Source organism: Mycobacterium colombiense (genome assembly GCF_001953985.1).
In the GTDB taxonomy this organism is placed as follows: domain Bacteria; phylum Actinomycetota; class Actinomycetes; order Mycobacteriales; family Mycobacteriaceae; genus Mycobacterium; species Mycobacterium colombiense_B.
The window spans coordinates 26,530-47,171 of sequence record NZ_MBEI01000045.1 but is presented as its reverse complement, the minus strand read 5'-3'; the positions used below and the strand labels follow the sequence as shown (position 1 = coordinate 47,171).

The 20,642-nt window shown below is 68.5% G+C and carries 24 protein-coding genes; 11 read left to right on the top strand and 13 right to left on the bottom strand.

Going from position 1 to position 20,642, the window contains the following annotated elements; all coding sequences use genetic code 11:
- Positions 1-561 (top strand): Rv1157c family protein (locus A5732_RS10095; protein ID WP_436971816.1); only part of this gene is annotated, 561 nt, incomplete at its 5' end.
- A gap of 83 nt (positions 562-644) precedes the next feature.
- On the opposite strand, the gene A5732_RS10090 is transcribed toward A5732_RS10095, so the two are convergent.
- Together A5732_RS10090 and A5732_RS10085 are read right to left on the bottom strand one after the other, a co-directional pair.
- Positions 645-791 carry a hypothetical protein gene (locus tag A5732_RS10090; RefSeq protein WP_064952447.1) on the bottom strand — a complete coding sequence of 49 codons (147 nt, stop codon included), beginning with the start codon at positions 789-791 and terminating at the stop codon, positions 645-647.
- 28 nt (positions 792-819) lie between these two features.
- Entirely contained in the window at positions 820-1,392 is a 573-nt protein-coding gene (locus tag A5732_RS10085) for an HhH-GPD-type base excision DNA repair protein (RefSeq protein WP_076053435.1), read from the bottom strand.
- Between the two features lie 90 nt (positions 1,393-1,482).
- On the opposite strand from A5732_RS10085, the gene A5732_RS10080 reads away from it, so the two are divergent.
- Positions 1,483-2,016, top strand: a complete 534-nt coding sequence (locus A5732_RS10080) for a nuclear transport factor 2 family protein (RefSeq protein WP_076053437.1) — start codon at positions 1,483-1,485, stop codon at positions 2,014-2,016.
- Positions 2,017-2,059: 43 nt separating this feature from the next.
- Here A5732_RS10080 and A5732_RS10075 read toward each other — a convergent pair whose 3' ends face one another.
- Positions 2,060-2,284 (bottom strand): DUF5302 domain-containing protein, encoded by a 225-nt coding sequence (locus tag A5732_RS10075; RefSeq protein ID WP_076053439.1) that lies wholly within the window; start codon positions 2,282-2,284, stop codon positions 2,060-2,062.
- Between the two features lie 51 nt (positions 2,285-2,335).
- Positions 2,336-2,779: a PPOX class F420-dependent oxidoreductase gene (locus A5732_RS10070; protein WP_064952451.1), complete on the bottom strand. Its 444-nt coding sequence runs from the start codon at positions 2,777-2,779 to the stop codon at positions 2,336-2,338.
- Between the two features lie 75 nt (positions 2,780-2,854).
- On the opposite strand from A5732_RS10070, the gene A5732_RS10065 reads away from it, so the two are divergent.
- Positions 2,855-3,376 (top strand): DUF1697 domain-containing protein, encoded by a 522-nt coding sequence (locus A5732_RS10065; RefSeq protein WP_076053442.1) that lies wholly within the window; start codon positions 2,855-2,857, stop codon positions 3,374-3,376.
- A 57-nt stretch (positions 3,377-3,433) separates the two neighbouring features.
- On the opposite strand, the gene A5732_RS10060 is transcribed toward A5732_RS10065, so the two are convergent.
- On the bottom strand, positions 3,434-3,799 hold the full coding sequence (locus tag A5732_RS10060) for a GntR family transcriptional regulator (RefSeq protein WP_065056033.1): 366 nt from the start codon (positions 3,797-3,799) through the stop codon (positions 3,434-3,436).
- A gap of 37 nt (positions 3,800-3,836) precedes the next feature.
- Between A5732_RS10060 and A5732_RS10055 the strand changes: the two genes are divergently transcribed.
- Positions 3,837-4,550, top strand: coding sequence for an SIR2 family NAD-dependent protein deacylase (locus A5732_RS10055; RefSeq protein ID WP_076102108.1), 714 nt, complete (start codon positions 3,837-3,839; stop codon positions 4,548-4,550).
- Between the two features lie 11 nt (positions 4,551-4,561).
- On the opposite strand, the gene A5732_RS10050 is transcribed toward A5732_RS10055, so the two are convergent.
- Both A5732_RS10050 and A5732_RS10045 read right to left on the bottom strand, forming a co-directional pair.
- On the bottom strand, positions 4,562-5,194 hold the full coding sequence (locus tag A5732_RS10050; protein WP_064952454.1) for a class I SAM-dependent methyltransferase: 633 nt from the start codon (positions 5,192-5,194) through the stop codon (positions 4,562-4,564).
- A 66-nt stretch (positions 5,195-5,260) separates the two neighbouring features.
- Positions 5,261-7,606, bottom strand: a complete 2,346-nt coding sequence (locus tag A5732_RS10045) for an MMPL family transporter (RefSeq protein WP_076102107.1) — start codon at positions 7,604-7,606, stop codon at positions 5,261-5,263.
- A gap of 310 nt (positions 7,607-7,916) precedes the next feature.
- Between A5732_RS10045 and A5732_RS27740 the strand changes: the two genes are divergently transcribed.
- Positions 7,917-8,039 carry a hypothetical protein gene (locus A5732_RS27740; RefSeq protein WP_003878506.1) on the top strand — a complete coding sequence of 41 codons (123 nt, stop codon included), beginning with the start codon at positions 7,917-7,919 and terminating at the stop codon, positions 8,037-8,039.
- 147 nt (positions 8,040-8,186) lie between these two features.
- On the opposite strand, the gene A5732_RS10040 is transcribed toward A5732_RS27740, so the two are convergent.
- The gene (locus tag A5732_RS10040) at positions 8,187-8,939 is read right to left on the bottom strand and encodes a 3-hydroxyacyl-CoA dehydrogenase (protein WP_065056030.1); all 753 of its coding nucleotides are present in this window, start codon (positions 8,937-8,939) and stop codon (positions 8,187-8,189) included.
- Between the two features lie 48 nt (positions 8,940-8,987).
- Complete coding sequence (locus A5732_RS10035; RefSeq protein WP_076102114.1) at positions 8,988-10,070, bottom strand: CaiB/BaiF CoA transferase family protein; 1,083 nt, start codon at positions 10,068-10,070, stop codon at positions 8,988-8,990.
- Between the two features lie 120 nt (positions 10,071-10,190).
- Here A5732_RS10035 and A5732_RS10030 point away from each other — a divergent pair, with 120 nt between their 5' ends.
- Together A5732_RS10030 and A5732_RS10025 are read left to right on the top strand one after the other, a co-directional pair.
- Positions 10,191-11,003: an enoyl-CoA hydratase gene (locus A5732_RS10030; RefSeq protein WP_076053452.1), complete on the top strand. Its 813-nt coding sequence runs from the start codon at positions 10,191-10,193 to the stop codon at positions 11,001-11,003.
- A 90-nt stretch (positions 11,004-11,093) separates the two neighbouring features.
- Positions 11,094-12,434, top strand: coding sequence for a DUF2867 domain-containing protein (locus tag A5732_RS10025; RefSeq protein ID WP_076102106.1), 1,341 nt, complete (start codon positions 11,094-11,096; stop codon positions 12,432-12,434).
- Between the two features lie 6 nt (positions 12,435-12,440).
- Here the strand turns inward: A5732_RS10025 and A5732_RS10020 are convergent, their stop codons facing one another.
- Both A5732_RS10020 and A5732_RS10015 read right to left on the bottom strand, forming a co-directional pair.
- Positions 12,441-13,166: a CPBP family intramembrane glutamic endopeptidase gene (locus tag A5732_RS10020; RefSeq protein WP_076053456.1), complete on the bottom strand. Its 726-nt coding sequence runs from the start codon at positions 13,164-13,166 to the stop codon at positions 12,441-12,443.
- Positions 13,163-14,311 (bottom strand): NAD(P)H-binding protein, encoded by a 1,149-nt coding sequence (locus tag A5732_RS10015; RefSeq protein ID WP_076053458.1) that lies wholly within the window; start codon positions 14,309-14,311, stop codon positions 13,163-13,165. Before A5732_RS10015 ends, A5732_RS10020 begins: the two co-directional genes overlap by 4 nt.
- Positions 14,312-14,382: 71 nt before the next feature.
- On the opposite strand from A5732_RS10015, the gene A5732_RS10010 reads away from it, so the two are divergent.
- The 3 genes from A5732_RS10010 to A5732_RS10000 are packed head-to-tail and all read left to right on the top strand — an operon-like array spanning position 14,383 to position 17,011.
- Entirely contained in the window at positions 14,383-15,477 is a 1,095-nt protein-coding gene (locus A5732_RS10010) for a type III polyketide synthase (protein ID WP_076102105.1), read from the top strand.
- A 20-nt stretch (positions 15,478-15,497) separates the two neighbouring features.
- The gene (locus A5732_RS10005) at positions 15,498-15,998 is read left to right on the top strand and encodes an isoprenylcysteine carboxyl methyltransferase family protein (RefSeq protein WP_076102104.1); all 501 of its coding nucleotides are present in this window, start codon (positions 15,498-15,500) and stop codon (positions 15,996-15,998) included.
- On the top strand, positions 15,995-17,011 hold the full coding sequence (locus tag A5732_RS10000) for an NAD(P)/FAD-dependent oxidoreductase (protein WP_076102103.1): 1,017 nt from the start codon (positions 15,995-15,997) through the stop codon (positions 17,009-17,011). The genes A5732_RS10005 and A5732_RS10000 overlap by 4 nt, the downstream gene beginning before the upstream one ends.
- Here A5732_RS10000 and A5732_RS09995 read toward each other — a convergent pair.
- Both A5732_RS09995 and A5732_RS09990 read right to left on the bottom strand, forming a co-directional pair.
- The gene (locus tag A5732_RS09995) at positions 17,008-17,799 is read right to left on the bottom strand and encodes a crotonase/enoyl-CoA hydratase family protein (protein WP_076102102.1); all 792 of its coding nucleotides are present in this window, start codon (positions 17,797-17,799) and stop codon (positions 17,008-17,010) included. The genes A5732_RS10000 and A5732_RS09995 overlap by 4 nt on opposite strands.
- Positions 17,796-18,944 carry a thiolase family protein gene (locus A5732_RS09990; RefSeq protein ID WP_076053468.1) on the bottom strand — a complete coding sequence of 383 codons (1,149 nt, stop codon included), beginning with the start codon at positions 18,942-18,944 and terminating at the stop codon, positions 17,796-17,798. Before A5732_RS09990 ends, A5732_RS09995 begins: the two co-directional genes overlap by 4 nt.
- A 268-nt stretch (positions 18,945-19,212) precedes the next feature.
- Between A5732_RS09990 and A5732_RS09985 the strand changes: the two genes are divergently transcribed.
- Positions 19,213-20,637, top strand: a complete 1,425-nt coding sequence (locus tag A5732_RS09985) for a WS/DGAT/MGAT family O-acyltransferase (RefSeq protein ID WP_076102113.1) — start codon at positions 19,213-19,215, stop codon at positions 20,635-20,637.
- The last annotated feature ends 5 nt before the right edge of the window (positions 20,638-20,642 follow it).

Sequence of the window (20,642 nt, the reverse complement as noted above, 5' to 3'; positions counted from 1 at the left end):
CGCCCGCGCCCCCGCCCGCCCCCCGCCCCCGCGCCCGCCCCGCCCGCCCCCCGCGGCCCCCGCCCCCGGCCCCCCCCCCGCCCCCCCCCCCCCCCCCCCCCCCCCCCCCCCCCCCCGCCCCCGGGGGGCCCCGCTCCGGGGTTCGGCGCTGACACGCCGCCCACGCAGGACTTCATGTACCCGTCGATCGGCTCCAACTGCCTGGCGGACGGCACCAGCGCCATCGCCACCGCGTTGTCGGTGGCCGGGCCGGCCAAGATTCCCGCTCCCGGCCCGGGGCCCGGCCAGACCGCCTACGTGTTCACCGCGGTCGGCACACCGGGACCCGCCGAGGTGCAGAAGCTGCCGCTGAACGTCACCTGGGTGAACCTGACCACCGGCAAGTCGGGAACCGTCGCACTCCAGCCGCGTCCGGACATCAACCCGGAGGGCCCGACGACCTTGAGCGCGATCGTCGACACCGGCTCGGGCAGCATCATGTCGACGATCTTCGGGCAGGTCACCACCAAGGAAAAGCAGTGCCAGTTCTTGCCCACCATCGGTTCGACGGTGGTGCCGTAACGGACCGGCGCCGCCACCGTCTCGCCACCTGAATGCGCGTGTCCCCCGACCGGGGGGGCACGCGCATTCGCGTCAGGCGGGCGCTAGTACGCCATGAACAAGATGGCGTCGCGGTCGTACTCGAGGCCAGGATGAGCGCTGGCGAGGTGAGCCTGGGTCAACTCGACCAGTTCGTCCTCATCCTTGCCGACGATGGCTTCGCCGCACGGACACGTTATGTGTGTCTTCACGTTGTCGCCCTTCCCTTCTGTGGACCTGCTACTTAGCCGCCTTGGCTGCTGCTTTCATCTGCTTCTTGTAGGCGCGCACTTTCCCCATCGACTGGGCGTCGACGATGTCGGCGACGGATATGTGCGCACCGGCCTTGCCGAAGTCCCCCGCCGCCGCGCGCCAGCCTTTCGGCGTCACGCCGTACTGCTTGCCCAGCAGTGCCAAGAAGATCTGGGCCTTGACATCGCCGAATCCGGGCAGTCCCTTGATCCGGCGCAGCAGCTCGGTCCCGTCGGGGTCGCCGGCGGTCCACAATCCGGCTGCGTCGCCGTCATAGCGGTCGACGATGATCTGCGCCAGCGTTTGGATGCGCTTGGCCATCGATCCCGGAAAGCGGTGTATCGCAGGCCTTTGCGAGCACAACGCGGCGAACTTGTCGGGGTCGTAGTCCGCGATTTCGGCGGCATCGAGGCTGCCCATCCGGTCCAAGATCCGCTTCGGCCCGGCGAACGCCGTCTCGAAAGGAACCTGCTGATCGAGAACCATCCCGATGAGCAGCGCCAAGGGACTCTCGTCCAGCAGCCTGTCGGCCTCAGGATCTTGAGCGAGGCAAATTTTCACCGTCAACGATCTTCCTTCCGCTGAACATCCTGGGACCGGGGACCCATAGGTCGCAAGACTACTCACCAGCGATGACCGCGTTATCGTGGCGTGGTGGTGGATGAGGACAAACTGGCACTGATGCTGGCGCGCGACGAGCTGCATCAGCTCGTCAACGCCTACTGCCGGGCCGTCGACCGCGCCGACTACGACACGCTGCGCAGCCTGTACCACCCCGAGGCGACCGATTCGCACGGCTCGTTTTCGACCGGCGGCGTCGAACAGTTCATCGCGCAGCTACAAGCGGCCGAACCGTATGTGCGTGTCTCCCAACACAACATCACCACCACGAACTTCGTGGTGGACGGCGACACGGCGCGCGGTGAGATCTACTGCCTGGTGTTTCACACCTTCGCCGGCCCCGAGCACGACATCGACGTGACCATCGGCGGACGATACCTGGACACGTACACCAAACACGACGGCCGCTGGAAATTCAGTCAACGCACCATCGTGGCCGACTGGGCATACCAAAACGACCCGTCCCGAGTGAACTTCGAACACCCCAGCACCCGCGGCAGCCTGCGCGGCCAACCCGGCCAAGCCGACCCTTCGATCGGCCTGTTCAGCACGCCAAAAGGCTGAGGCCCGCGAACATCCTTGGCGCACAGGATGTTTCGCAAAACAGTCAGCCGCTCTTGCGGCGGAACTCCCGGCGGTTTCCCACCGCCCCGTGCGCGCGCGATTGCTTGCCGGCGCCGTCCTTGTGGTCGGACCCGCTCGACGATTTCGCCATCTTGCGGTCCAGGGCTTCGCGGAATCTGCGCTTGGTGTCGTCGTCCGACCCGGGCGATCCGGCGGTCCCGGAAGACTCCGACGACTTGGAACCCTGCCGGGCATTCGATTCAGCCATAGGGGGCAGCCTAGCCCCGGTTTGGCAGAAACGGTTCAGTAGGCGACGCGGCTACCGCATGCCCGGCGGCATGCCGTACAGGTGCGAGATCGGCAGCGTCAGCAGCACCCGCCGGTCGGTGACCATCGCCTGCCGGTATTCGTCCCAATCCGGGTGTTCGCCGGCGATGTTGCGATACAACGCAATCAGCGCCTCCACGGTGTTGTCGTCCGGCGCGGCCGCGGGGGGCGTCAGCTCAGCGGTGCCCTCGGCGACGGCGTACGACCAGCCGTCGTCGGCGTCGACCAGGATCGAGGCCCGCGGGTCCCGACGCAGGTTGCGGGTCTTGGCGCGCGGCTCGGTGATCGACACCTGGATCGCCACGCTGCGCGGGTCGAAGTGATAGCTCACGTTGGAGAGCTGCGGCCGCCCGTCGCGCTTGATGGTGGCCAGCACCCCCAGGGAATGTCCGCTGATCAAGGCCAGCAATTTGTCGTCGAAGACTTGGCGTCCCATGACGAAAGCCTACGTCGCAGACGGCCGGGGCGGCCCGGCATGTTTGTCGCGCGGCCGACCTGGTGGAATCGGGGCATGACCAAGTACGCGGCGTTCCTGCGTGGCGTCAACGTCCGGGGCGTCAACCTCAAGATGGCCGAGGTGGCGGCCGCGCTGACCGAGGCGGGGTTCACCGGTGTCCGGACCATCCTGGCGAGCGGCAACGTGCTGCTGGAGTCGACCGCAGGCGTGGCGTCGGTGCGCAAAAAGGCCGAGGCCGTGTTGCGCGACCGGTTCGGTTACGACGCGTGGGTGCTGGCCTACGACATCGACACGGTGCGCGCCGTGGTCGATGCCTACCCGTTCGAGCGTGAGCTCGACGGCTATCAGTCCTACATCACGTTCGTCGCCGACGCGGCCGTGCTGGACGAGCTCGCCGCGTTGGGCAAGGACGCCGGACCCGACGAGAAGATCCGCCGCGGCGACGGCGTCATCTACTGGCAGGTCCCCAAGGGCGGCACGCTGGACAGCCGCATCGGCAAGACGATGGGTAAGCCGCGGTACAAGTCGTCGACCACGACGCGCAACCTGCGCACGCTGGACAAGGTATTGCGCTGAGCAGGCGCTAGCAAAACAGCTGTGCGCCAACGGGTTTCGACGCTCGCGGAGCATGCGTCAGTCGTCGGGCACCGCTTCGATGTAGCGCACCGCGTCGGCCTTGTCCAACCCCAGTCCGCGCGCAACCCGGACATACTCGCGCGCCGCGGCCGCCATCGCGGCGTCGGTCGGGTCGTAGCGGGCGATGAAAGTGCCGAAGCGCCCGCGGGTTTCGATGATGGCGGAGCTTTCCAGCTCGCGGTACGCGCGCGCCACGGTGTTGACGGCGACGCCGAGCTGGCCGGCCAGGTCCCGCACGGTCGGCAGGCGGGTGCCCGGCGGCAGCGCACCCTCCCGGACTCCGTCGATGACCTGCGTCCGGAGCTGGTCGAACAACGGCTTACCCGCCTTCATGTCGACCTTCAACCAGTCACCCAGCTCCACCCGTTCAGTATCCCCCACCCCCGGCTATCTTGGTGGGATGCGAGTAGCGGTGCTCAGCGGCGCGGGGATCTCCGCCGAAAGCGGTGTGCCGACCTTCCGCGACGACAAGAACGGATTGTGGGCCCACTTCGACCCTTACGAGCTGTCCAGCACCCAGGGATGGCGCGACAACCCGCAGCGAGTCTGGGGCTGGTATCTGTGGCGTCACTACCTGGTCGCCGATGTCCAACCGAATGCGGGTCACCGCGCCATCGCCGCCTGGCAAGACGACGCCCAGGTCAGCGTCATCACCCAGAACGTCGACGACCTGCACGAGCGCGCGGGCAGCCGGTCGGTTCACCATCTGCATGGCAGCCTGTTCGAATTCCGTTGTGCGCGTTGCGATACGGGCTATTCCGGTGTGCTGCCCGCGATGGCCGAACCGGCGCTGGAGGTGGAGCCTCCGGTATGTCACTGCGGCGGGCTGATCAGGCCCGACATCGTATGGTTCGGTGAGCAGCTGCCCGACGAGCCGTGGCAGCGTGCCGTCGAGGCGACCGAGGCCGCCGACGTCATGGTGGTCGTGGGGACCTCGGCGATCGTCTATCCGGCGGCCGGGCTGGCCGAGCTGGCGCTGTCCCGGGGCACCGCGGTCATCGAGGTCAATCCCGAGGTCACGCCGTTGTCGGGCAGCGTGACGATCAGCATGCGTGAGACGGCCAGCGAGGCTCTGCCCGGTCTGCTGCAGCGGCTACCGGCGCTGCTGAACTGACGGGTCGGCCGTCAGGGCCGGCGCGCGCGGCCGAGCAGTAGCTCGGAGACGGGCATTGGCGCCCAGGCCGGCAGCGTGAATTCGCGCCGCGACGTGTCGATTTCGAACCCGGCCTCGATGATCGAGCGCTCGGTGTCGCGGTGGGTGTGGCAATTGCCGAACAGCCGCGGCCACAGCGTGGCATCGGCGAAACGCTGGAAGCGGCCCCGCGCACCGGCACTGGCGATGTGCTCGAGATAGCGCAGCTCCCCGCCCGGTCGCAGCATCGAATACAGGCGCCGCAACACGCCGCCGGGATCGCGCACCGAGCACAGCACCAGCGAGCACACGACCGCGTCGAACGGCTCGCCGCCACTGAACGCTTCGGCCGTCTCGCCGGTCACCACGACGCGCGTGGGTACCGCCTCCGCCGCGGCCCGGGCCTGCGAGGCCAGCCGCGGTTCGGGCTCAACCGCAATCACCTCGTCGACCGAGTCCGGGTAGTGCGGAAAGTTCGTGCCGATTCCCGCGCCGACTTCCAGCACCCGGCCGGACAGGCCGGCCAGATTCTCCCGGCGCAGGGCCCGGATCGCCTCGGCTTCATGGGTGGCGACGACTGGCCAGACGCGCGCGAAGAAGGGGTTGTCGACGACCACCGTTGTCATATGTATGTGAACCTTCCGACTCAGATGAGCCCCACAATAGGGTCCGTAACGACGAACCGGCCGGCGTTAGACGGAATTTGGCACCGGTTCGCCGACCGGCCCGGGGAGCTCGACGGGTTCCTCAGCGGGCTCGAGGAATTCGACGGTTTCCTCGACGCCGCCCTCGCTGATGCCGAAGCGGTCATGCAGCCACGCCAACGGTTTGGGCGCCCACCAATTCCATCGGCCCATCACGTGCATGAAGGCCGGCACGACCACCATCCGCACCAGCGTGGCGTCGGCGAACACGGCGAGCGTCAGGCCGAGGCCGAACATCCGCATGAACGAGACATGCGCGGCGATCAGCGCGGCGAACGACATCGACATCACCAGCGCGGCCGCGGTGATCACCCGTCCGGTGCGGGCGACACCGAGCGCGACGCTCTCGTCGTTGGCGGCGTGGGCCTGTTTCGCGGTGGGCCTCGCCGGCCGGGCGGCACCGGACGCCAGCCAGTACTCGCGGATCCGGGACAGCAGGAAGACCTCATAGTCCATGGAGAGCCCGAAGGCGATGCAGAACAGCAGCACCGGCATGTTGGCCACCAGCGTCCCGCTGGGCGTCGTCCCGAGCGCACCCAGGTGACCGTCCTGGAAGATCCACACCAGCGCGCCGAACGCCGCCGTCAGCGAGAGGAAGTTGCACGCCAGCGCCTTGGCCGGCAACAGCACGCTGCCGGTGAGCAGGAACAGCAACACGAAGGTGATCGCCGCCATCAAGCCGAGGACCAACGGAAGCCGGTCGGTCACGGCGTCGACGCTGTCGCGGTTGACCTGGGCCACCCCGCCCATCTCGACGGATCGGCCGGCGGGTGCGGGCACCTCGTGCAGCCGTTGAAGCTGGTTGTCGTTCGCCTTGGAAAACAGCGGCGCCGTGCTGCTGACGGTCAGGAAGGCGCTGCCGTCGTGCAACCCGGTGGCCCCGGCCGGCGACCCCACCCGGTTGCCGGCCGTGAAGGTGCCACCGGGGGCCGCCACCGCTGACACGTCGGAAACCCGCGACAGATCGGCGGCGTAGTTGTCGAAGTCCGCCGGGCCCAGGCCGGCGGCGTGGGGGATGACGACGGGCACCGACGTCGCCGAGTCGTGCCCGAAATCGTTGCGCAGCTGATCACCCACCTGATGCGCCGACGCCGACCGCGGCAGCACCCGGTCGTCGGGGAAGCCCCACGTGACGCGGAGGAACGGATACCCGAGCAGCAACAGCAGCGCGACGACGGTCAGGCCGATCGGCGCCCAACGGCGCATCACGAACTTGGTGGATCGATACCAGAACAGCTGCTGGACCGGTTTGTGCAGCGGCTCGGGACGGCCCAGCATGCGACGCCCCAGCCGGCGCACGTTCAGGGCGTCCAACCGCGGGCCCAGCAGCACGATCGCGGCCGGGGTGATCACGATCGAGGCGGTCGCGACGAATGCGACGGTCGCGACGCCGGCGTAGGCGAACGACTTGAGGAAGTACATCGGGAACGCCACCGTCGCCGACATCGACAGCGCCACGGTGATCGCGGAGAACAGCACGGTTCGCCCGGAGGTGGCCATGGTCCGGATGAGCGCTTCGTCGCGGTCGTGGCCCTCGGCCAGCTCGTCGCGGTAGCGGCTGACGATCAGCAGGGTGTAGTCGATGGCCAGGGCCAGGCCCAGGGCGGTGCTCAGGTTGAGGGCGAAGATCGAGACTTCGGTGGTGAAGGTGATGAGGCGCAACACCGTCATCGACCCGACGACGGCCAGCGCGCCCAGCGCCATCGGCAGCGCCGCGGCCAGCAGGCCGCCGAACACCCAGATCAGCACCAGGAAGCTCAGCGGCAGCGCGATCATCTCCATGACCAGCAGGTCGGCCTGGTTCTGCGTGTTGATCTGCGCGTACTGCATCGCCGCGCCGCCGGCGCGCACGGTGACGCCATCACGGTCGTGGATGAACTGGTCCGCCAACGTCTGCGCGTTGCTCTGGGCGTAGTTCTCGCCGCCCTTGAGGTTGACCACGACGAGCCCGGACTTGCCGTCGCGGCTCACCAGGTCGTCGGGCTGGCCGGGGGGCACGGGAGCAGGTCGGGTCCACGGCGAGGAGACGTTGTAGACCAGCGGGGACTTCTGCAGCTGGTCGACGAGGTCGGTGCCCACCTTGCGGGCCTGTTCGCTGTTGGTGCCGCCGGGGGCGGTCACCAGGATGAGCACCTGCTGGCCGCTCTGCCCGAACTTGTCGCTCAACACGCTGATGGCGTGCGCCGACTCGGAGTCCGGGTCTTGGAAACCGCCCGGCGACAGGCTCTTGGCGACGGGAACACCGAAGATGGCGGCCGCGATGAAAACGAGCACACCGGTCGCGATGATGCGGCGGGGCGCCCTGATGGCGACTCGGGCGATTCTTTGCAGCATGCCGTGCCCTTCCGCCGCCGGTGCCCCATTGCGCTGGCCGCTGGCTTATCCCGCGACAACCTAGCAAACGCTAATTACCACGCGTCGAACAGTGTTCTCTTTAAGCACGCAACTGGGTGCCTGAGCGTTCAATGCCGCGTTTTAAACCGCGCCGACGGTAAGAGTCCGGCCAGAAAAATGTGCCGCAACTAAGCAGCTCAGGGCATAAATCGCCGCGCGAACGCGGGTCAACCTACTTGCCGGTAAATTGCCAAGATTTTCCGAATCGTGACTCAAAGATTCCTTAATGGTGGCCCATACGCTCAGTGTCATGTGGATCGACGACACAAGTGCCGACGTCATCAAGGTTGACTTCGAAGCCCTCTACCACGGCGACGTGCTGGTGGAAGGCGAGACCTCCGAGCAGTTCGACGAACTGCAAGCGGCGAGCTGAGGCAGACCATGAGCATGCTCGCACGGCTGTTAATGGCCGAACCCAACGTCAGCCGGTGGTTCCGCAAGTAACCATTGGTCCTGGTTCTTCACGAAAGCCCCCCGCGCATGCGGGGGGCTTTCGTTTTTTGTCCGAAGGTGGTCCGGCTCAGCGCGGCGCCATGCGGATGGCGCCATCCAGGCGGATGACCTCGCCGTTGAGCATCGGGTTCTCGACGATGTGGACGGCCAGGGCGCCGTACTCGTCGGGGTCACCCAGCCGGGCCGGGTGCGGCACCTGCTTGCCCAGCGAGGCCTGCGCCTCCTCGGGCAGCGAACCCAGCAGCGGCGTCTTGAAGAGGCCCGGCGCGATGGTCACCACGCGGATGAGCTCGCGCGACAGGTCGCGCGCGATCGGCAGGGTCATGCCGACGACGCCGCCTTTGGACGCCGAGTAGGCGGCTTGGCCGATCTGACCCTCGAACGCCGCGACCGAGGCCGTGTTGATGATGACGCCACGCTCCTCGCCGACGGGCTCCGTCTTGGCGATGCGCTCGGCGGCCAGCCGCAGCACGTTGAACGTGCCGATCAGGTTGACCCCGATCACCTTCTTGAAGCCGTCCAGCGGGAAGGGGCCGTCCTTGGACAGCGTCTTGATGGCGTTGCCGATGCCGGCGCAGTTGACGTTGATGCGCAGCGTGCCCATCGACTCCGCGGCGTCCAGCGCCTTGCCGACGGCGGCCTCATCGGTGACGTCGGCCTCAACGAAGCGGGCGCGATCGCCCAGTTCGCGGACCGCTTCTTCGCCGCGCAGGTCGATGACCACCACCTGGGCACCGCGGTCCAGCAGTCGCTTGGTGGTGGCCAGGCCCAGGCCTGACGCTCCCCCGGTGACGACGGCGACGGCGTCTTTGATCTCCATCCGAGTCCTTCCTGATTCGCTCGAGTCCAGCCAACTGGTTGGTTGGGACTATACCCAGTCCCTCAGTGCCGCTTCGGCGTCGGCCACCGGCGCCGCGGGACGCGGTGTCTCCGGCGCGGTGCGGGAGAACCGCGGCGCCGGCAGGGGCTGCAGACCGCCATCGACCTCGTAGAAGGTGTTCCGCTCGGTGATGTGCGGCTCGGTCTGCACCTCGCCGAACGCCAGGATCGGCGTCACGCACGCGTCGGAGTCGGCGAACACCTTGGCCCAGTGGTCGCGGTCCTGGCTGCCGAACTTCTCCGTCAGCACCGCCCGCAGTTCGGGCCAGCGGCTGACGTCGTTCTGGCCGGGCAGGTCGGCGCCGTCCAGGCCGAGCCCGGCCAGCATGGCCGCGTAGAACTGCGGTTCGATGGCGCCGACCGCGACATAGCGCCCGTCGGCGCATTCGTAGGTGTCGTAGTACGGGGCGCCGCCGTCGAGCAGGTTGGTGCCGCGGGCGTCTGTCCACATGCCCGACGAACGCATCTGCCACATCATCTGGATCAGCACGCTGGAGCCGTCCACCATCGCGGCGTCGACGACCTGCCCCTTGCCGGAGGTCTGCCGCTCCCACAGCGCGGACAGGATGCCGAGCAACAGGAACATCGAGCCGCCCCCGAAGTCACCGACCAGGTTCAGCGGCGGGACCGGCCGCTCGTTCGCCCGGCCGATGGAGTGCAGGATGCCGTTCAGCGAGATGTAGTTGATGTCGTGACCCGCCTGCTGGCTGCGCGGGCCGGTCTGGCCCCAGCCGGTCATCCGGGCGTAGACCAGCCGGTCGTTGACCTTGGCGCAGTCCTCGGGGCCCAGTCCGAGCCGCTCGGTGACGCCGGGACGGTAGCCCTCGATCAGCACGTCGGCCTTCGCGATCAGCTTGAGGACGAGGCCGCGGCCTTCGTCGGACTTCAGATCGGCGGTCACCACCCGCCGGTTGCGCATCATGGCGTCCTTCGCGACACCCCCCGGACCCGACGACGGACGATCGATGCGCACCACGTCGGCTCCCAAATCCCCCAGGATCATCGCCGCGTGCGGGCCGGGGCCGATGCCGGCCAGCTCGACTACACGCAGTCCCTTCAACGGTCCAGCCACGATCCACCGACCTTTCGTCTGCTCTGACGCCGTTGACCGTTCGCAACCAAACAACCGGTCGTTCGACATCTTCGCAGCCGTGCCGGAAGGCCGCGCACCCCGGTCACTTATGGTGAGCCCATGCCTTCATCCGCGCTCGCCACCCTCACCCCAGTCGCAGGCCTGGACGTCACGCTGTCCGATGGCGTGTTGTCGGTGACCATCAACCGGCCCGACAGCCTGAATTCGCTGACCATTCCGGTGATCACCGGCATCGCGGACGCGATGGAGTACGCGGCGAGCGACCCCGAGGTCAGGGTGGTGCGGCTCGGCGGCGCCGGACGCGGCTTCAGCTCCGGTGCGGGCATCAGCGCCGACGACGTCTCCGACGGCGGCGGCGTCCCGCCCGACGAGATCATCCTCGAGATCAACCGGCTGGTGCGCGCGATCGCCGCGCTGCCGCACCCGGTGGTCGCCGTCGTTCAGGGCCCCGCGGCCGGTGTCGGCGTCTCCATCGCCCTGGCCTGCGACGTCGTATTGGCTTCGGAGAGCGCATTTTTCATGCTCGCCTTCACCAAGATCGGGTTGATGCCCGACGGCGGCGCATCGGCGTTGGTGGCGGCCGCGGTCGGCCGGATCCGGGCCATGCAGATGGCGCTGCTTCCAGAACGGCTCACGGCCGCCGAGGCGTTGTCGTGGGGCCTGGTCACCGCGGTCTATCCGGCCGGCGATTTCGACGCCGAGGTGGACAAGGTGATCGCCCGGTTGCTGGGCGGCCCGGCGGTGGCCTTCGCCAAGACCAAGCTGGCGATCAACGCGGCCACCCTGACCGAGTTGGACCCGGCCCTGCAGCGTGAGTTCGACGGTCAGTCGGTGCTGCTGAAATCGCCCGACTTCGTCGAGGGCGCAACGGCCTTCCAGCAACGGCGCGCCGCCAACTTCACCGACCGCTGAAAGTTGTTGCGGTGATCGGCCGCAACGCTTAATCCCGCCGCGATGCGGTAATCCTCCTCGTCAGACCCACTGACGAACGACGGAGGATCGATGCCCGAACAGGTGCGGTGCCTGGTAACCGGCGCGACCGGCTACATCGGCGGGCGCCTGGTGCCCCGGCTGCTGGACGAGGGCCATCGCGTTCGGGCGTTGGCGCGCAACCCCGACAAGCTCGCGCAGGTGCCGTGGCGGAACCAGGCCGACGTGGCGCGCGGTGACCTCGGTGACGTCGATTCACTGACCGCCGCGTTCGACGGCATCGACGTGGTGTACTACCTCGTCCACTCGATGGGCACCTCGGAGGACTTCGTCGCCGAGGAAACCCGCGCCGCCCGCAACGTCGTGGCGGCAGCCCGGCGCGCCGGGGTGCGGCGCATCGTGTATCTCAGTGGGCTGCATCCCGAAAACCGCGATCTCTCACCGCATCTCGCGTCGCGCAAGGCAGTCGGGGACGCGCTGATCGACTCCGGCATCGAGACGGTGGTGTTGCAGGCCGGGGTGGTCATCGGCTCGGGCTCGGCGTCGTTCGAAATGATCCGGCACCTCACCGACCGGTTGCCGGTCATGACCACGCCGAAATGGGTGCACAACAAGATCCAGCCGATCGCGGTGCGCGACGTGCTCTACTACCTGGCCGCGGCGGCGACGGCCTCGGTCCCGACGTCGCGCACCTGGGATATCGGCGGGCCCGACGTGCTGGAATACGGCGACATGATGCGGGTCTACGCCGAGGTCGCGGGACTGGGCAATCGCTACCTGTTCGTGCTGCCGTTTCTGACCCCGGCCATCGCCAGCCTCTGGGTGGGGACGGTGACCCCGATCCCGTCTGGCCTGGCGCGGCCACTCGTCGAATCGCTGGAATGCGATGCGGTGATGCGTAATTCGGACATCGACGGCGTCATCGAACCACCACCGGGCGGGCTGACCGACTACCGTCGCGCCGTCGAGTTGGCGCTGCACCGGGCCACCCGCGGCTTCCCCGATGCCTCCTGGTCCTCGCTGCGGTCCGAGCCGGCCGAGCCACTGCCCAGCGACCCGGACTGGGCCGGCGAGATCGTCTACACCGATGTGCGCACCGCCGCGACCGGCGCCGAACCCGCGAAAGTCTGGAAGGCGGCGGAGGACGTCGTGAACTCGTGGGCGGCCGACTGGAAGGTCGAGGAGCGCGAGGCGGGAACCCTGTTGCGGCTGCGGTCCACCAAGCGTGCGCCGGGACGGGAGTGGCTCGAGATCGCGGTCGCCAGCCAGGACGGTCGTGGCACCCGCTATACCCAGCGATCTACCTTTCTGCCGAGGGGCATCCCTGGGCGCGTGTATTGGTTCTTCCTTCGGCCGGTGCGCACCGCCGCGATGCGGGCGCTGGCCCGCGAGGTCGTCGGTTCGGCGCGGTAGCCGTCGTCAAACCCCGAACATCGGGGGCAGCACCAGGACCATGATCAGTCCCCACACCAAGTGGGTGAGCACCGGCGCCAGGACACCGCCGGTGGCCCGGCGCTCGAGCGCGCACACCGTCCCCAGGATGATCGCGGCGAAGCCGAGCATCGGGTTGCCACTGGCCAGCGTCGCGCACGTGTAGAGGACCGTCGAAATCACGAGCGGGTGATAGCGGCCCAGTGCGGTGTAAAGCGCTCCGCGAAAGAAGACTTCTTCAGCGAAGGCATTGATCAGCGTGATCGCCACGATCACCGGATACCACCCGTGGTGGGCGTAGAGCAGCACGCGGGTTATCAACTCCGCCACCGGCGTGATCTGCCGGGCGATCAGGCCGCCCACCACGAACGCGCCGCCCACCAGCAGGCCGACGCCGGTGCCGGTGATGACCGGCCGCTGGTTGCGGCCCCGCCAACAGATGCCGCCCAGGTGCAGCGGACCGGAGATCAGCGCCCCGGCGGTCCACACCCCCGCCAGCACCAGGGTCAGCCAGTAGAAGCTGGACTCGCCCGGGTGGCGCCGCAGCGAATACCCCAGCACAGCGGCGCCGACCACCAGCGTGATCGCGACGACGATGCGTCGGCGCCGCACGATGCCCGGCGATTCGTTATGGGGCACAGCAACATTGGTTACCGCGCGGCGCAATTCGTTGAAGACGCCGGTGCGGTAGGGGCTACTCGTCGACTGGGTCATGCTGGACGCACCTTCGGGGTCAGGGCGATCAGGATGTCGAGGCCGGTGCGTACGGCTCCGGCCACCGGTCCGGGGACCCTGTTCACCAGCCCCAGGGTCGGCCGCACGATGGGTGGGGTGACCCGCCGGGCGAGTCGGCGGATGCGCAGCGCATCGCCGCCGGCCCAGGCGGGATCGGTGTTGGCGAGGTGGTGCGGATCGGCCAGGGCGTTGACGGGACGCGGCCGGTGCGTGGACCGACCGGCCAAGGCCAGGGCCATGGACTCGTCGATGCCGAGGAGGCCGCCGGGCGGGTCGGGAACCCGATCGCGCAGGCCGCTGGCCGATGCCACCATCGGGTGGTCCAGCGATTCGACCAGATCGCCCGCCAGCCCCGGTGGCACCGGCAGCGCGACGCCGGTGATCAGCGAGGCCAGCGAGGTGTCGACCCTGCCGACCGGAAGGCCGGTGTGCCAGCGGCCGGAGACGCGCGCATACGTCTTGAGCAGCTCCCGGTAGGTCGTGGTTTCCGGGCCGGCGATGTCGTACGCCCCGGCGGGCACCAGGTCGCGGTCGGCCGCGGCGACGAGATAGTGCAGGACATCGCGGATGGAGATCGGGTCGATCGCGTTGTCCATCCAGCACGGGATCGGGATCAGCGGGAAGCGGTCACCGACGTAGCGCATCATCTCGAACGACGTCGAGCCCGCGCCGATGATGATCGCCGCGCCCAGCCACACCAGTTCGGGACCGTCCGGGACGGTCAGCGCCTCGGCGACCTCGGCCCGGCTGGTCAAGTGCTCGGATAGGTCTTCGTCGGCGGGCACGAACCCGCCCAGGTAGACGATGCGTTGCACCCCGGCGTCGCGGGCCGCCGCCGCGAAGTTTGCCGCCGCGGTCTTGTCGGCGTCGCGAAAACCGGGCTGACCGATCGCGTGCACCAGGTAATACGCCACGTCAACGGGCCCGCAACTGGCGAAGGCGGAGGCGAGCGACGCCGGGTCGGCGGCATCCAGTTTCACCGGCGTGATGTCGTCGAACCAGCCGAAACGCTTGAGGCGCGCCGGGTTTCGAGTCGCCGCCGCCACCTGGTGCCGATCGGCCAGCAGCTTGGTGACCAGGCGTGATCCCACATAACCGGTGGCACCGGTGACGAGAGCCCGCATACCCCGACCCTAGCGGCCCGGCCGTGCGGTGGGCGTTTGAACCGTCGGCGCGGCGGCACCGTCACCCATACATGGACTATGGGGGAAGCCGTGATTTCGCCGGCTCGACGGGCATTGCGCTGAAAGATCCGACCATCGCCGGCGTCGCGGTGAAGTTTCCACCTAATCGCTATACCCAAAGTGAAGCCATCCGCGCGCTGACCGACATTGCCGGTCCGGACTTTCAGCGTTTTGCGCGCAGCAGCGGGGTCGAGTTCCGCAACACCGCGTTGCGGCTGCCGCGATACCGCGAGCTGAGCGGTTTCACCGAGGCCAACGACGCCTACCTCGAGGTCGCGGTGGAGCTGGGCGAGCAGGCGCTGCTGGCCGCCCTGGACGAAGCCAACGTCAAGCCGTCGGAGCTCGACATCGTGTTTTCGACGACGGTCACGGGGCTGGCCGTGCCGACGCTGGAGGCGCGGCTCGCGACGCGGGTCGGGCTGCGGCCGGACGTCAAACGCGTGCCGCTGTTCGGGCTGGGCTGTGTGGCCGGCGCGGCCGGCGTGGCACGCATGCACGACTACCTGCGCGCCTTCCCCAACCAGACGGCCGCGCTGCTCGCGGTGGAACTGTGTTCGCTGACGGTTCAGCGCCAAGACAAGTCGGTCGCCAATCTCGTCGCCACCAGCCTTTTCGGCGACGGCGCGGCCGCGGTGGTCACCGAGGGCGCCGAGCGGGCGGGCCGGGAACACACCGGCCCCCGGGTGCTGGCGACGCGCAGCCGCATCTACCCCGACACCGAAGAGGTCATGGGCTGGAAGATCGGCGGTAACGGCTTTCGGATCGTGCTGTCCGCCGACGTCGCCACCATCGCCGACAAATACCTGGGCGATGACGTACGCGATTTTCTCGCCAACCATGGGCTGACCCCGCGCGACGTGGCGACCTGGATCTGCCATCCGGGCGGACCGCGGGTGATCGAGACCGTCGAGAGCGTCCTGGACCTCCCCGAGGACGCTCTCGACCACACACGAAACTCGTTGCGAGAGAACGGCAATCTGTCGTCGGTCTCGGTGCTCGACGTGCTCGCGGCCAACATGGCCGATCCGCCGCCGACGGGGTCGATCGGCCTGATGATCGCGATGGGCCCGGCGTTCTGTTCCGAGCTGGTGCTGCTGGCCTGGTAGAGCTGGTAAAGACTGTAGCCATGTATTACCTGCTGGTGCTGGCGGTCGGACTCGAGCGCGTCGCGGAGCTGGTGGTGTCCACCCGCAACGCACGTTGGTCGTTTACCAAGGGCGCCAAGGAGTTCGGCCGATCGCACTATCCGGTGATGGTGATCATCCACACCGGGCTACTCGTCGGCTGCCTCATCGAACCGTGGGCGTTGCACCGGCCGTTCATCGCCTGGCTGGGCTGGCCGATGCTGGGGGTGGTGGTGGCCAGCCAGGCATTGCGGTGGTGGTGCATCACGACGCTGGGGCGGCGATGGAACACCCGGGTGATCGTCCTGCCGCAGGAACCGTTGGTGCGTCAGGGTCCCTACCGCTGGCTGCACCATCCGAACTATGTTGCAGTGGTGGCCGAGGGGGTGGCGCTGCCGCTGGTGCATACGGCGTGGCTGACCGCCGCTGTGTTCACGCTGGCCAACGCCGCGCTGCTCTGGGTGCGCCTGCGGGTGGAGAACTCCGCGTTGGGTTACACATGAGCGATTACGACGCGGACCTGTTGATCGTCGGTGGCGGGCCGGGCGGCCTGGCCACGGCGTTACATGCTCGGCGCCTTGGACTTTCGGCGATCGTGGCCGAGCCGCGCGACGGTCCTATCGACAAGGCCTGCGGCGAGGGGTTGATGCCCGGCGGGCTGGCCGAACTAACGTCGCTGGGCGTGGATCCCCTCGGCATGCCGTTCCACGGGATCGCCTACGTGAGCGAACGACGGCAGGCCCAGGCGCGCTTTCGCAGCGGGCCGGGGCGCGGCGTGCGTCGCACCACGTTGCACGCGGCCCTGGCCGCGCGGGCCAAAGAGCAAGACACCGACTGGATCCGCACGCGGGTGACCAGCGTCGCGCAAGACGCCCACGGCGTCTCGGCCGCCGGGGTGCGCGCGAGGTGGTTGGTGGCGGCGGACGGACTGCATTCCCAGGTCCGGCGCGCCGTCGGAATTACGGCGACTGCGGGGACCCCGCGGCGCTACGGCGTGCGGTGGCACTACCGCGTGCCGACGTGGTCGGAATTCGTCGAGGTGTATTGGTCGCGCTGGGGCGAGGCGTACGTGACTCCGGTCGAGCCGGATCTGGTCGGTGTGGCGATCCTGTCGCGCGGCCGGCCCGACCTGGCCTGGTTCCCGCGGCTGGCCCGCCGGCTGCACGGCGTCAGCCCGGGGCAGCACCGCGGCTGCGGCCCGCTGCGGCAGGTGGTCTCGCGCCGGGTCGCGGGGCGCGTGCTGCTGGTCGGCGACGCGGCCGGCTACGAGGACGCGCTCACCGGCGAGGGCATCAGCCTGGCGCTCAAACAGTCCGCCGCGGCCGTCGACGCCATCGTCAACGAGACGCCGGCGTCATACGAGCAGGCGTGGCATCGGATCACCCGCGATTACCGGCTGCTCACCCGCGCGCTGGTGCTGGCCAGCACGCCGCGGGCGGTGCGGCGCGCCGTCGTCCCGACGTGCGCGCTGCTACCCCCGGTGTTCGCCCGCGGCGTCAACATCCTGGCCGGTTAGCGCGCCTTCCAGACCGGCTCCCGCTTCTCGGCGAACGCCAGCGGTCCTTCCTTGGCGTCCTCGGATCGGAGCAGGGCCTTCATCTCGCGCATGGTGCGCTCCCAGCCCGGTTCGTCACCGACGACGACGCCGTCGTCGACGCCGTAGGCGATCCGCTTGCTGGCCTGCACCGACAGCGGCGCGTTCACGGTGATCCGCGCGGCCAGCGCCAGCGCGGCGTCCAGCACCGAGCCCTGGGGGACGACCTCGTTGATCAGGCCCCACTCGCAGGCGGCGGCCGCGGTGAGCGGCTCGCCGGTCAGCAGCAGCTGCATACCCACCTTGCGGGGTAGCTGCTCGGCGATGCGGAACACGCCACCGGCGGCGGCGATCAGCCCGCGCTTGACCTCGGGCAGGCCGAACTGCGCCCGTTCGTCGGCCACCACCAGGTCGCTGGCCAGCGCCAGCTCGGTGCCACCGCCAAGGGCGGTCCCGTTCACCGCCGCGATCGTGGGCTTGTCGATGAAGTGGTGGACGTATCCGGCGAAGCCCCACTCGGGGTGGTCGGGGTGATAGAGGTTCTCCCGCCGGGCGATCGCCTTGAGGTCGGCCCCGGCGCAGAACGACTTGTCCCCCGCGCCGGTGACCACCACAGCCCGCACCTCAGGGTCGCGCTGCGCCTCCTCGAGCGCATCCCCGAGGCCGATGCTGACGGCGGCGTTCACCGCGTTGCGGGCTTCCGGCCGGTTGATGGTTATCACCATCACGTTGCCCCGGCGTTCGGCCAGGGCTCCCGGCTCCTGGGTCACAACAGTTCCACGATGGTGGCGTTGGCCTGACCGCCGCCCTCGCACATGGTCTGCAGGCCGTACTGAATTCCCTTGTCCCGCATGTGATACAGCAGGGTGGTCATGATCCGGGCACCGGATCCGCCGAGCGGGTGGCCCAGCGCGATGGCGCCGCCGTTGGGGTTGAGCTTCTTCTCGTCGGCGCCGATGTCCTTGAGCCAGGCCAGCGGAACCGGCGCGAACGCCTCGTTGACCTCGTAGGCGCCGATGTCGCCGATGGACAGCCCGGAGCGCTTCAGCACCTTCTGGGTCGCCGGGATGGGCGCGGTCAGCATGATCACCGGGTCCGCGCCGGCCAGGGCCGCGGTGTGCACCTTGGCGATCGGCTTGAGCCCGAGTTCCTTGGCCTTCTCGGCGGACATGAACAGGATCGCCGCCGAGCCGTCGGAGATCTGCGACGAGTTGCCGGCGTGAATCACGCCGTCTTCCTTGAACGCCGGCTTCAGCGAGGCCATCTTCTCCATCGGCGTGCCGCGGCGGATGCCTTCGTCCTTGAGAACAACGTTGCCGTCCTGGTCCTTGATGCCCACGATCTGATCATCGAAGGCGCCGGCATCCTGTGCGGCAGCGGCCTTTTCGTGCGAGTCGAGGGAGAACTGGTCGAGCGCGGTGCGGTCGAACCCCCACTGCTCGGCGATCATCTCCGCGCCGATGCCCTGGTTGGGGATCTGGCCCTCGTAGCGGTCCAGGAAGGCCTGCGGGTACGGGCGGCCGCCGTTGGCCAGCGACGCGCCCATCGGGGTCCGCGACATCGACTCGACACCACCGGCGACGACGACGTCGTAGTGCCCGGCGATGACTCCGGCGGCGGCGAAGTGGATGGACTGCTGGCTGGAGCCGCACTGGCGGTCCACGGTCACGCCCGGGACGGTCTCGGGCCAGCCGGCGGTCAGCAGCGCGGTGCGGCCGATGTCGAGGGCCTGCTCCCCGGCCTGCATGACGCAGCCCCAGATGACGTCGTCGACCAGGCCCGGGTCGACGCCGGCCTTGTCGACCAGGCCGTTGAGCACCTGCGCGGACAGATCCGCCGGGTGCACCCCGGACAATCCGCCGTTGCGCTTGCCGATCGGTGAACGCACTGCCTCGACGATGACGGCTTCAGCCATGGTCTTGTCTCCTTTGACACGTGGGCTTCGAAAAGAGTGGAGTCTTGCGTTGATTGTCAACCAAGGGGTTGGGCGGGCGAAGCCCGGGGTGCCGTGGGGCGTTCGCAGCCCGTCGACGGACGCCGAGCGGGCCCAAGCCGAACCAGAAGTTTGTTCGCCCATCTCGCGGGGATGTCACCATAATGGTGTCGGAGACCGCGTCATCCATACGTCACCTCAGTCGGCAGCGTCGGGAGCGTCGCGGGTCCTCGGACAGATGAGGCAGACGATGAAGCGGCTCAACGGCATGGACGCGATGCTGCTGTACAGCGAGACGCCGAACCTGCACACCCACACCCTGAAGATCGCGATCGTCGACGATCCCGATTTCACCTTCGAAGTCTTTCGCCGCACCCTGCTGCGCCGGCTTCATCTGCTGGACCCGTTGCGCTACAAGCTCGTTGACATTCCAGGGCGACTGCACCATCCGATGTGGTTGCAGAACTGCGACGTCGACCTCGACTACCATCTGCGCCGGGTGCGGGTGCCCTCCCCCGGCGGCCGCCGCGAGGTCGATCTGGTGATCGGGAACATCGCCAGCACGCCGCTGGATCGCAGCCGCCCACTGTGGGAGTTCCACATCGCCGAGGGGATGGCCGATCACCGGCTCGCCATCATCGGCAAGATCCACCACGCGCTGGCCGACGGTGTCGCGTCGGCGAACCTGCTGACGCGCCTCATGGATGCCGACGGCGCGGTGCAGGACGAACGCGACAATGACATCGGCTGCGTACCGCCGTCGACGGCGGTGTTGCTGCGGGCCGCGGGCCGCGACCACATCCAGCAGGCCGTCGCGCTGCCCGGGGTGATCGCCGAAGCGCTGTCCGGCGCGCGACGGCTGCGGCGCCGCGCCCGCGAGCGGGGCAAGCATCCAGATCTCGCCCGGCTGCTGCGCGCGCCGGCGACGTTCATGAACCACGTCGTGTCGCCGGGCAGAACATTTGCGACCGCGACGCTCTGGCTGCCGCAGGTGAAACAGGTCAGCAAGGCCTTGCAGATCACTATCAACGACGTGGTGATGGCGATGACGGCCGGCGCATTGCGAGAGTTGTTGCTGCGCTACGACGGTGGCGCGGACCGCCCCATCGTTGCTTCCGTTCCCGCGACCACGGACCGCTCGCCGAATCGGATCAGCGGCAACGAACTCGGCGGGATGGCGGTGTCACTGCCCACCCATGTCGGCGATCCGCTGGAGCGGGTGAGACTGACGTCGGTGGCCACCACCATCGCCAAGGAAAACAACGAGCTGTTCGGTCCCGAGCTGTACGGCAAGCTGATCAGCTACCTACCATCGACAGTCGCTCCCGCCGCGTTCAAGTGGCTGGCCCGGCGCGACGCGAACAACAGGTTGTTCAACATACCGGTTTCCAACGTGGCGGGGCCGCGCCGGCCCGGTCATCTGGCGGGCGCACCGGTCAGCGAGATCTACTCGGCCGGCCCGTTGATCGCCGCGTGCGGCATCAACATCACGGTGTGGAGCTACGTCGACCAACTCAACATCTCGGTCATTGCCGATGACCGCACCGTCAAGGATCCGCATGAGGTCACCGCCGCCATGGTCCATGCTTTTTCCGAGATCAGCACCGCCGCAGGTCTTTCCGGCGAGCCGGCGGTGGTCGACAGCGCGATGCCCCCGGTCACGCTCCAACCCTGAGCGCC

Excerpts from the sequence above, each read along its gene's own strand:
- A5732_RS10075 (WP_076053439.1), bottom strand. The coding sequence starts at position 2,284 with ATGGCTGAATCGAATGCCCGGCAGGGTTCCAAGTCGTCGGAGTCTTCC.
- A5732_RS10070 (WP_064952451.1), bottom strand. The coding sequence starts at position 2,779 with ATGGGACGCCAAGTCTTCGACGACAAATTGCTGGCCTTGATCAGCGGA.
- A5732_RS10065 (WP_076053442.1), top strand. The coding sequence starts at position 2,855 with ATGACCAAGTACGCGGCGTTCCTGCGTGGCGTCAACGTCCGGGGCGTC.
- A5732_RS10055 (WP_076102108.1), top strand. The coding sequence starts at position 3,837 with ATGCGAGTAGCGGTGCTCAGCGGCGCGGGGATCTCCGCCGAAAGCGGT.
- A5732_RS10050 (WP_064952454.1), bottom strand. The coding sequence starts at position 5,194 with ATGACAACGGTGGTCGTCGACAACCCCTTCTTCGCGCGCGTCTGGCCA.
- A5732_RS10045 (WP_076102107.1), bottom strand. The coding sequence starts at position 7,606 with ATGCTGCAAAGAATCGCCCGAGTCGCCATCAGGGCGCCCCGCCGCATC.
- A5732_RS27740 (WP_003878506.1), top strand. The coding sequence starts at position 7,917 with ATGTGGATCGACGACACAAGTGCCGACGTCATCAAGGTTGACTTCGAA.
- A5732_RS10040 (WP_065056030.1), bottom strand. The coding sequence starts at position 8,939 with ATGGAGATCAAAGACGCCGTCGCCGTCGTCACCGGGGGAGCGTCAGGC.
- A5732_RS10030 (WP_076053452.1), top strand. The coding sequence starts at position 10,191 with ATGCCTTCATCCGCGCTCGCCACCCTCACCCCAGTCGCAGGCCTGGAC.
- A5732_RS10025 (WP_076102106.1), top strand. The coding sequence starts at position 11,094 with ATGCCCGAACAGGTGCGGTGCCTGGTAACCGGCGCGACCGGCTACATC.
- A5732_RS10020 (WP_076053456.1), bottom strand. The coding sequence starts at position 13,166 with ATGACCCAGTCGACGAGTAGCCCCTACCGCACCGGCGTCTTCAACGAA.
- A5732_RS10015 (WP_076053458.1), bottom strand. The coding sequence starts at position 14,311 with ATGCGGGCTCTCGTCACCGGTGCCACCGGTTATGTGGGATCACGCCTG.
- A5732_RS10010 (WP_076102105.1), top strand. The coding sequence starts at position 14,383 with ATGGACTATGGGGGAAGCCGTGATTTCGCCGGCTCGACGGGCATTGCG.
- A5732_RS10005 (WP_076102104.1), top strand. The coding sequence starts at position 15,498 with ATGTATTACCTGCTGGTGCTGGCGGTCGGACTCGAGCGCGTCGCGGAG.
- A5732_RS10000 (WP_076102103.1), top strand. The coding sequence starts at position 15,995 with ATGAGCGATTACGACGCGGACCTGTTGATCGTCGGTGGCGGGCCGGGC.
- A5732_RS09990 (WP_076053468.1), bottom strand. The coding sequence starts at position 18,944 with ATGGCTGAAGCCGTCATCGTCGAGGCAGTGCGTTCACCGATCGGCAAG.
- A5732_RS09985 (WP_076102113.1), top strand. The coding sequence starts at position 19,213 with ATGAAGCGGCTCAACGGCATGGACGCGATGCTGCTGTACAGCGAGACG.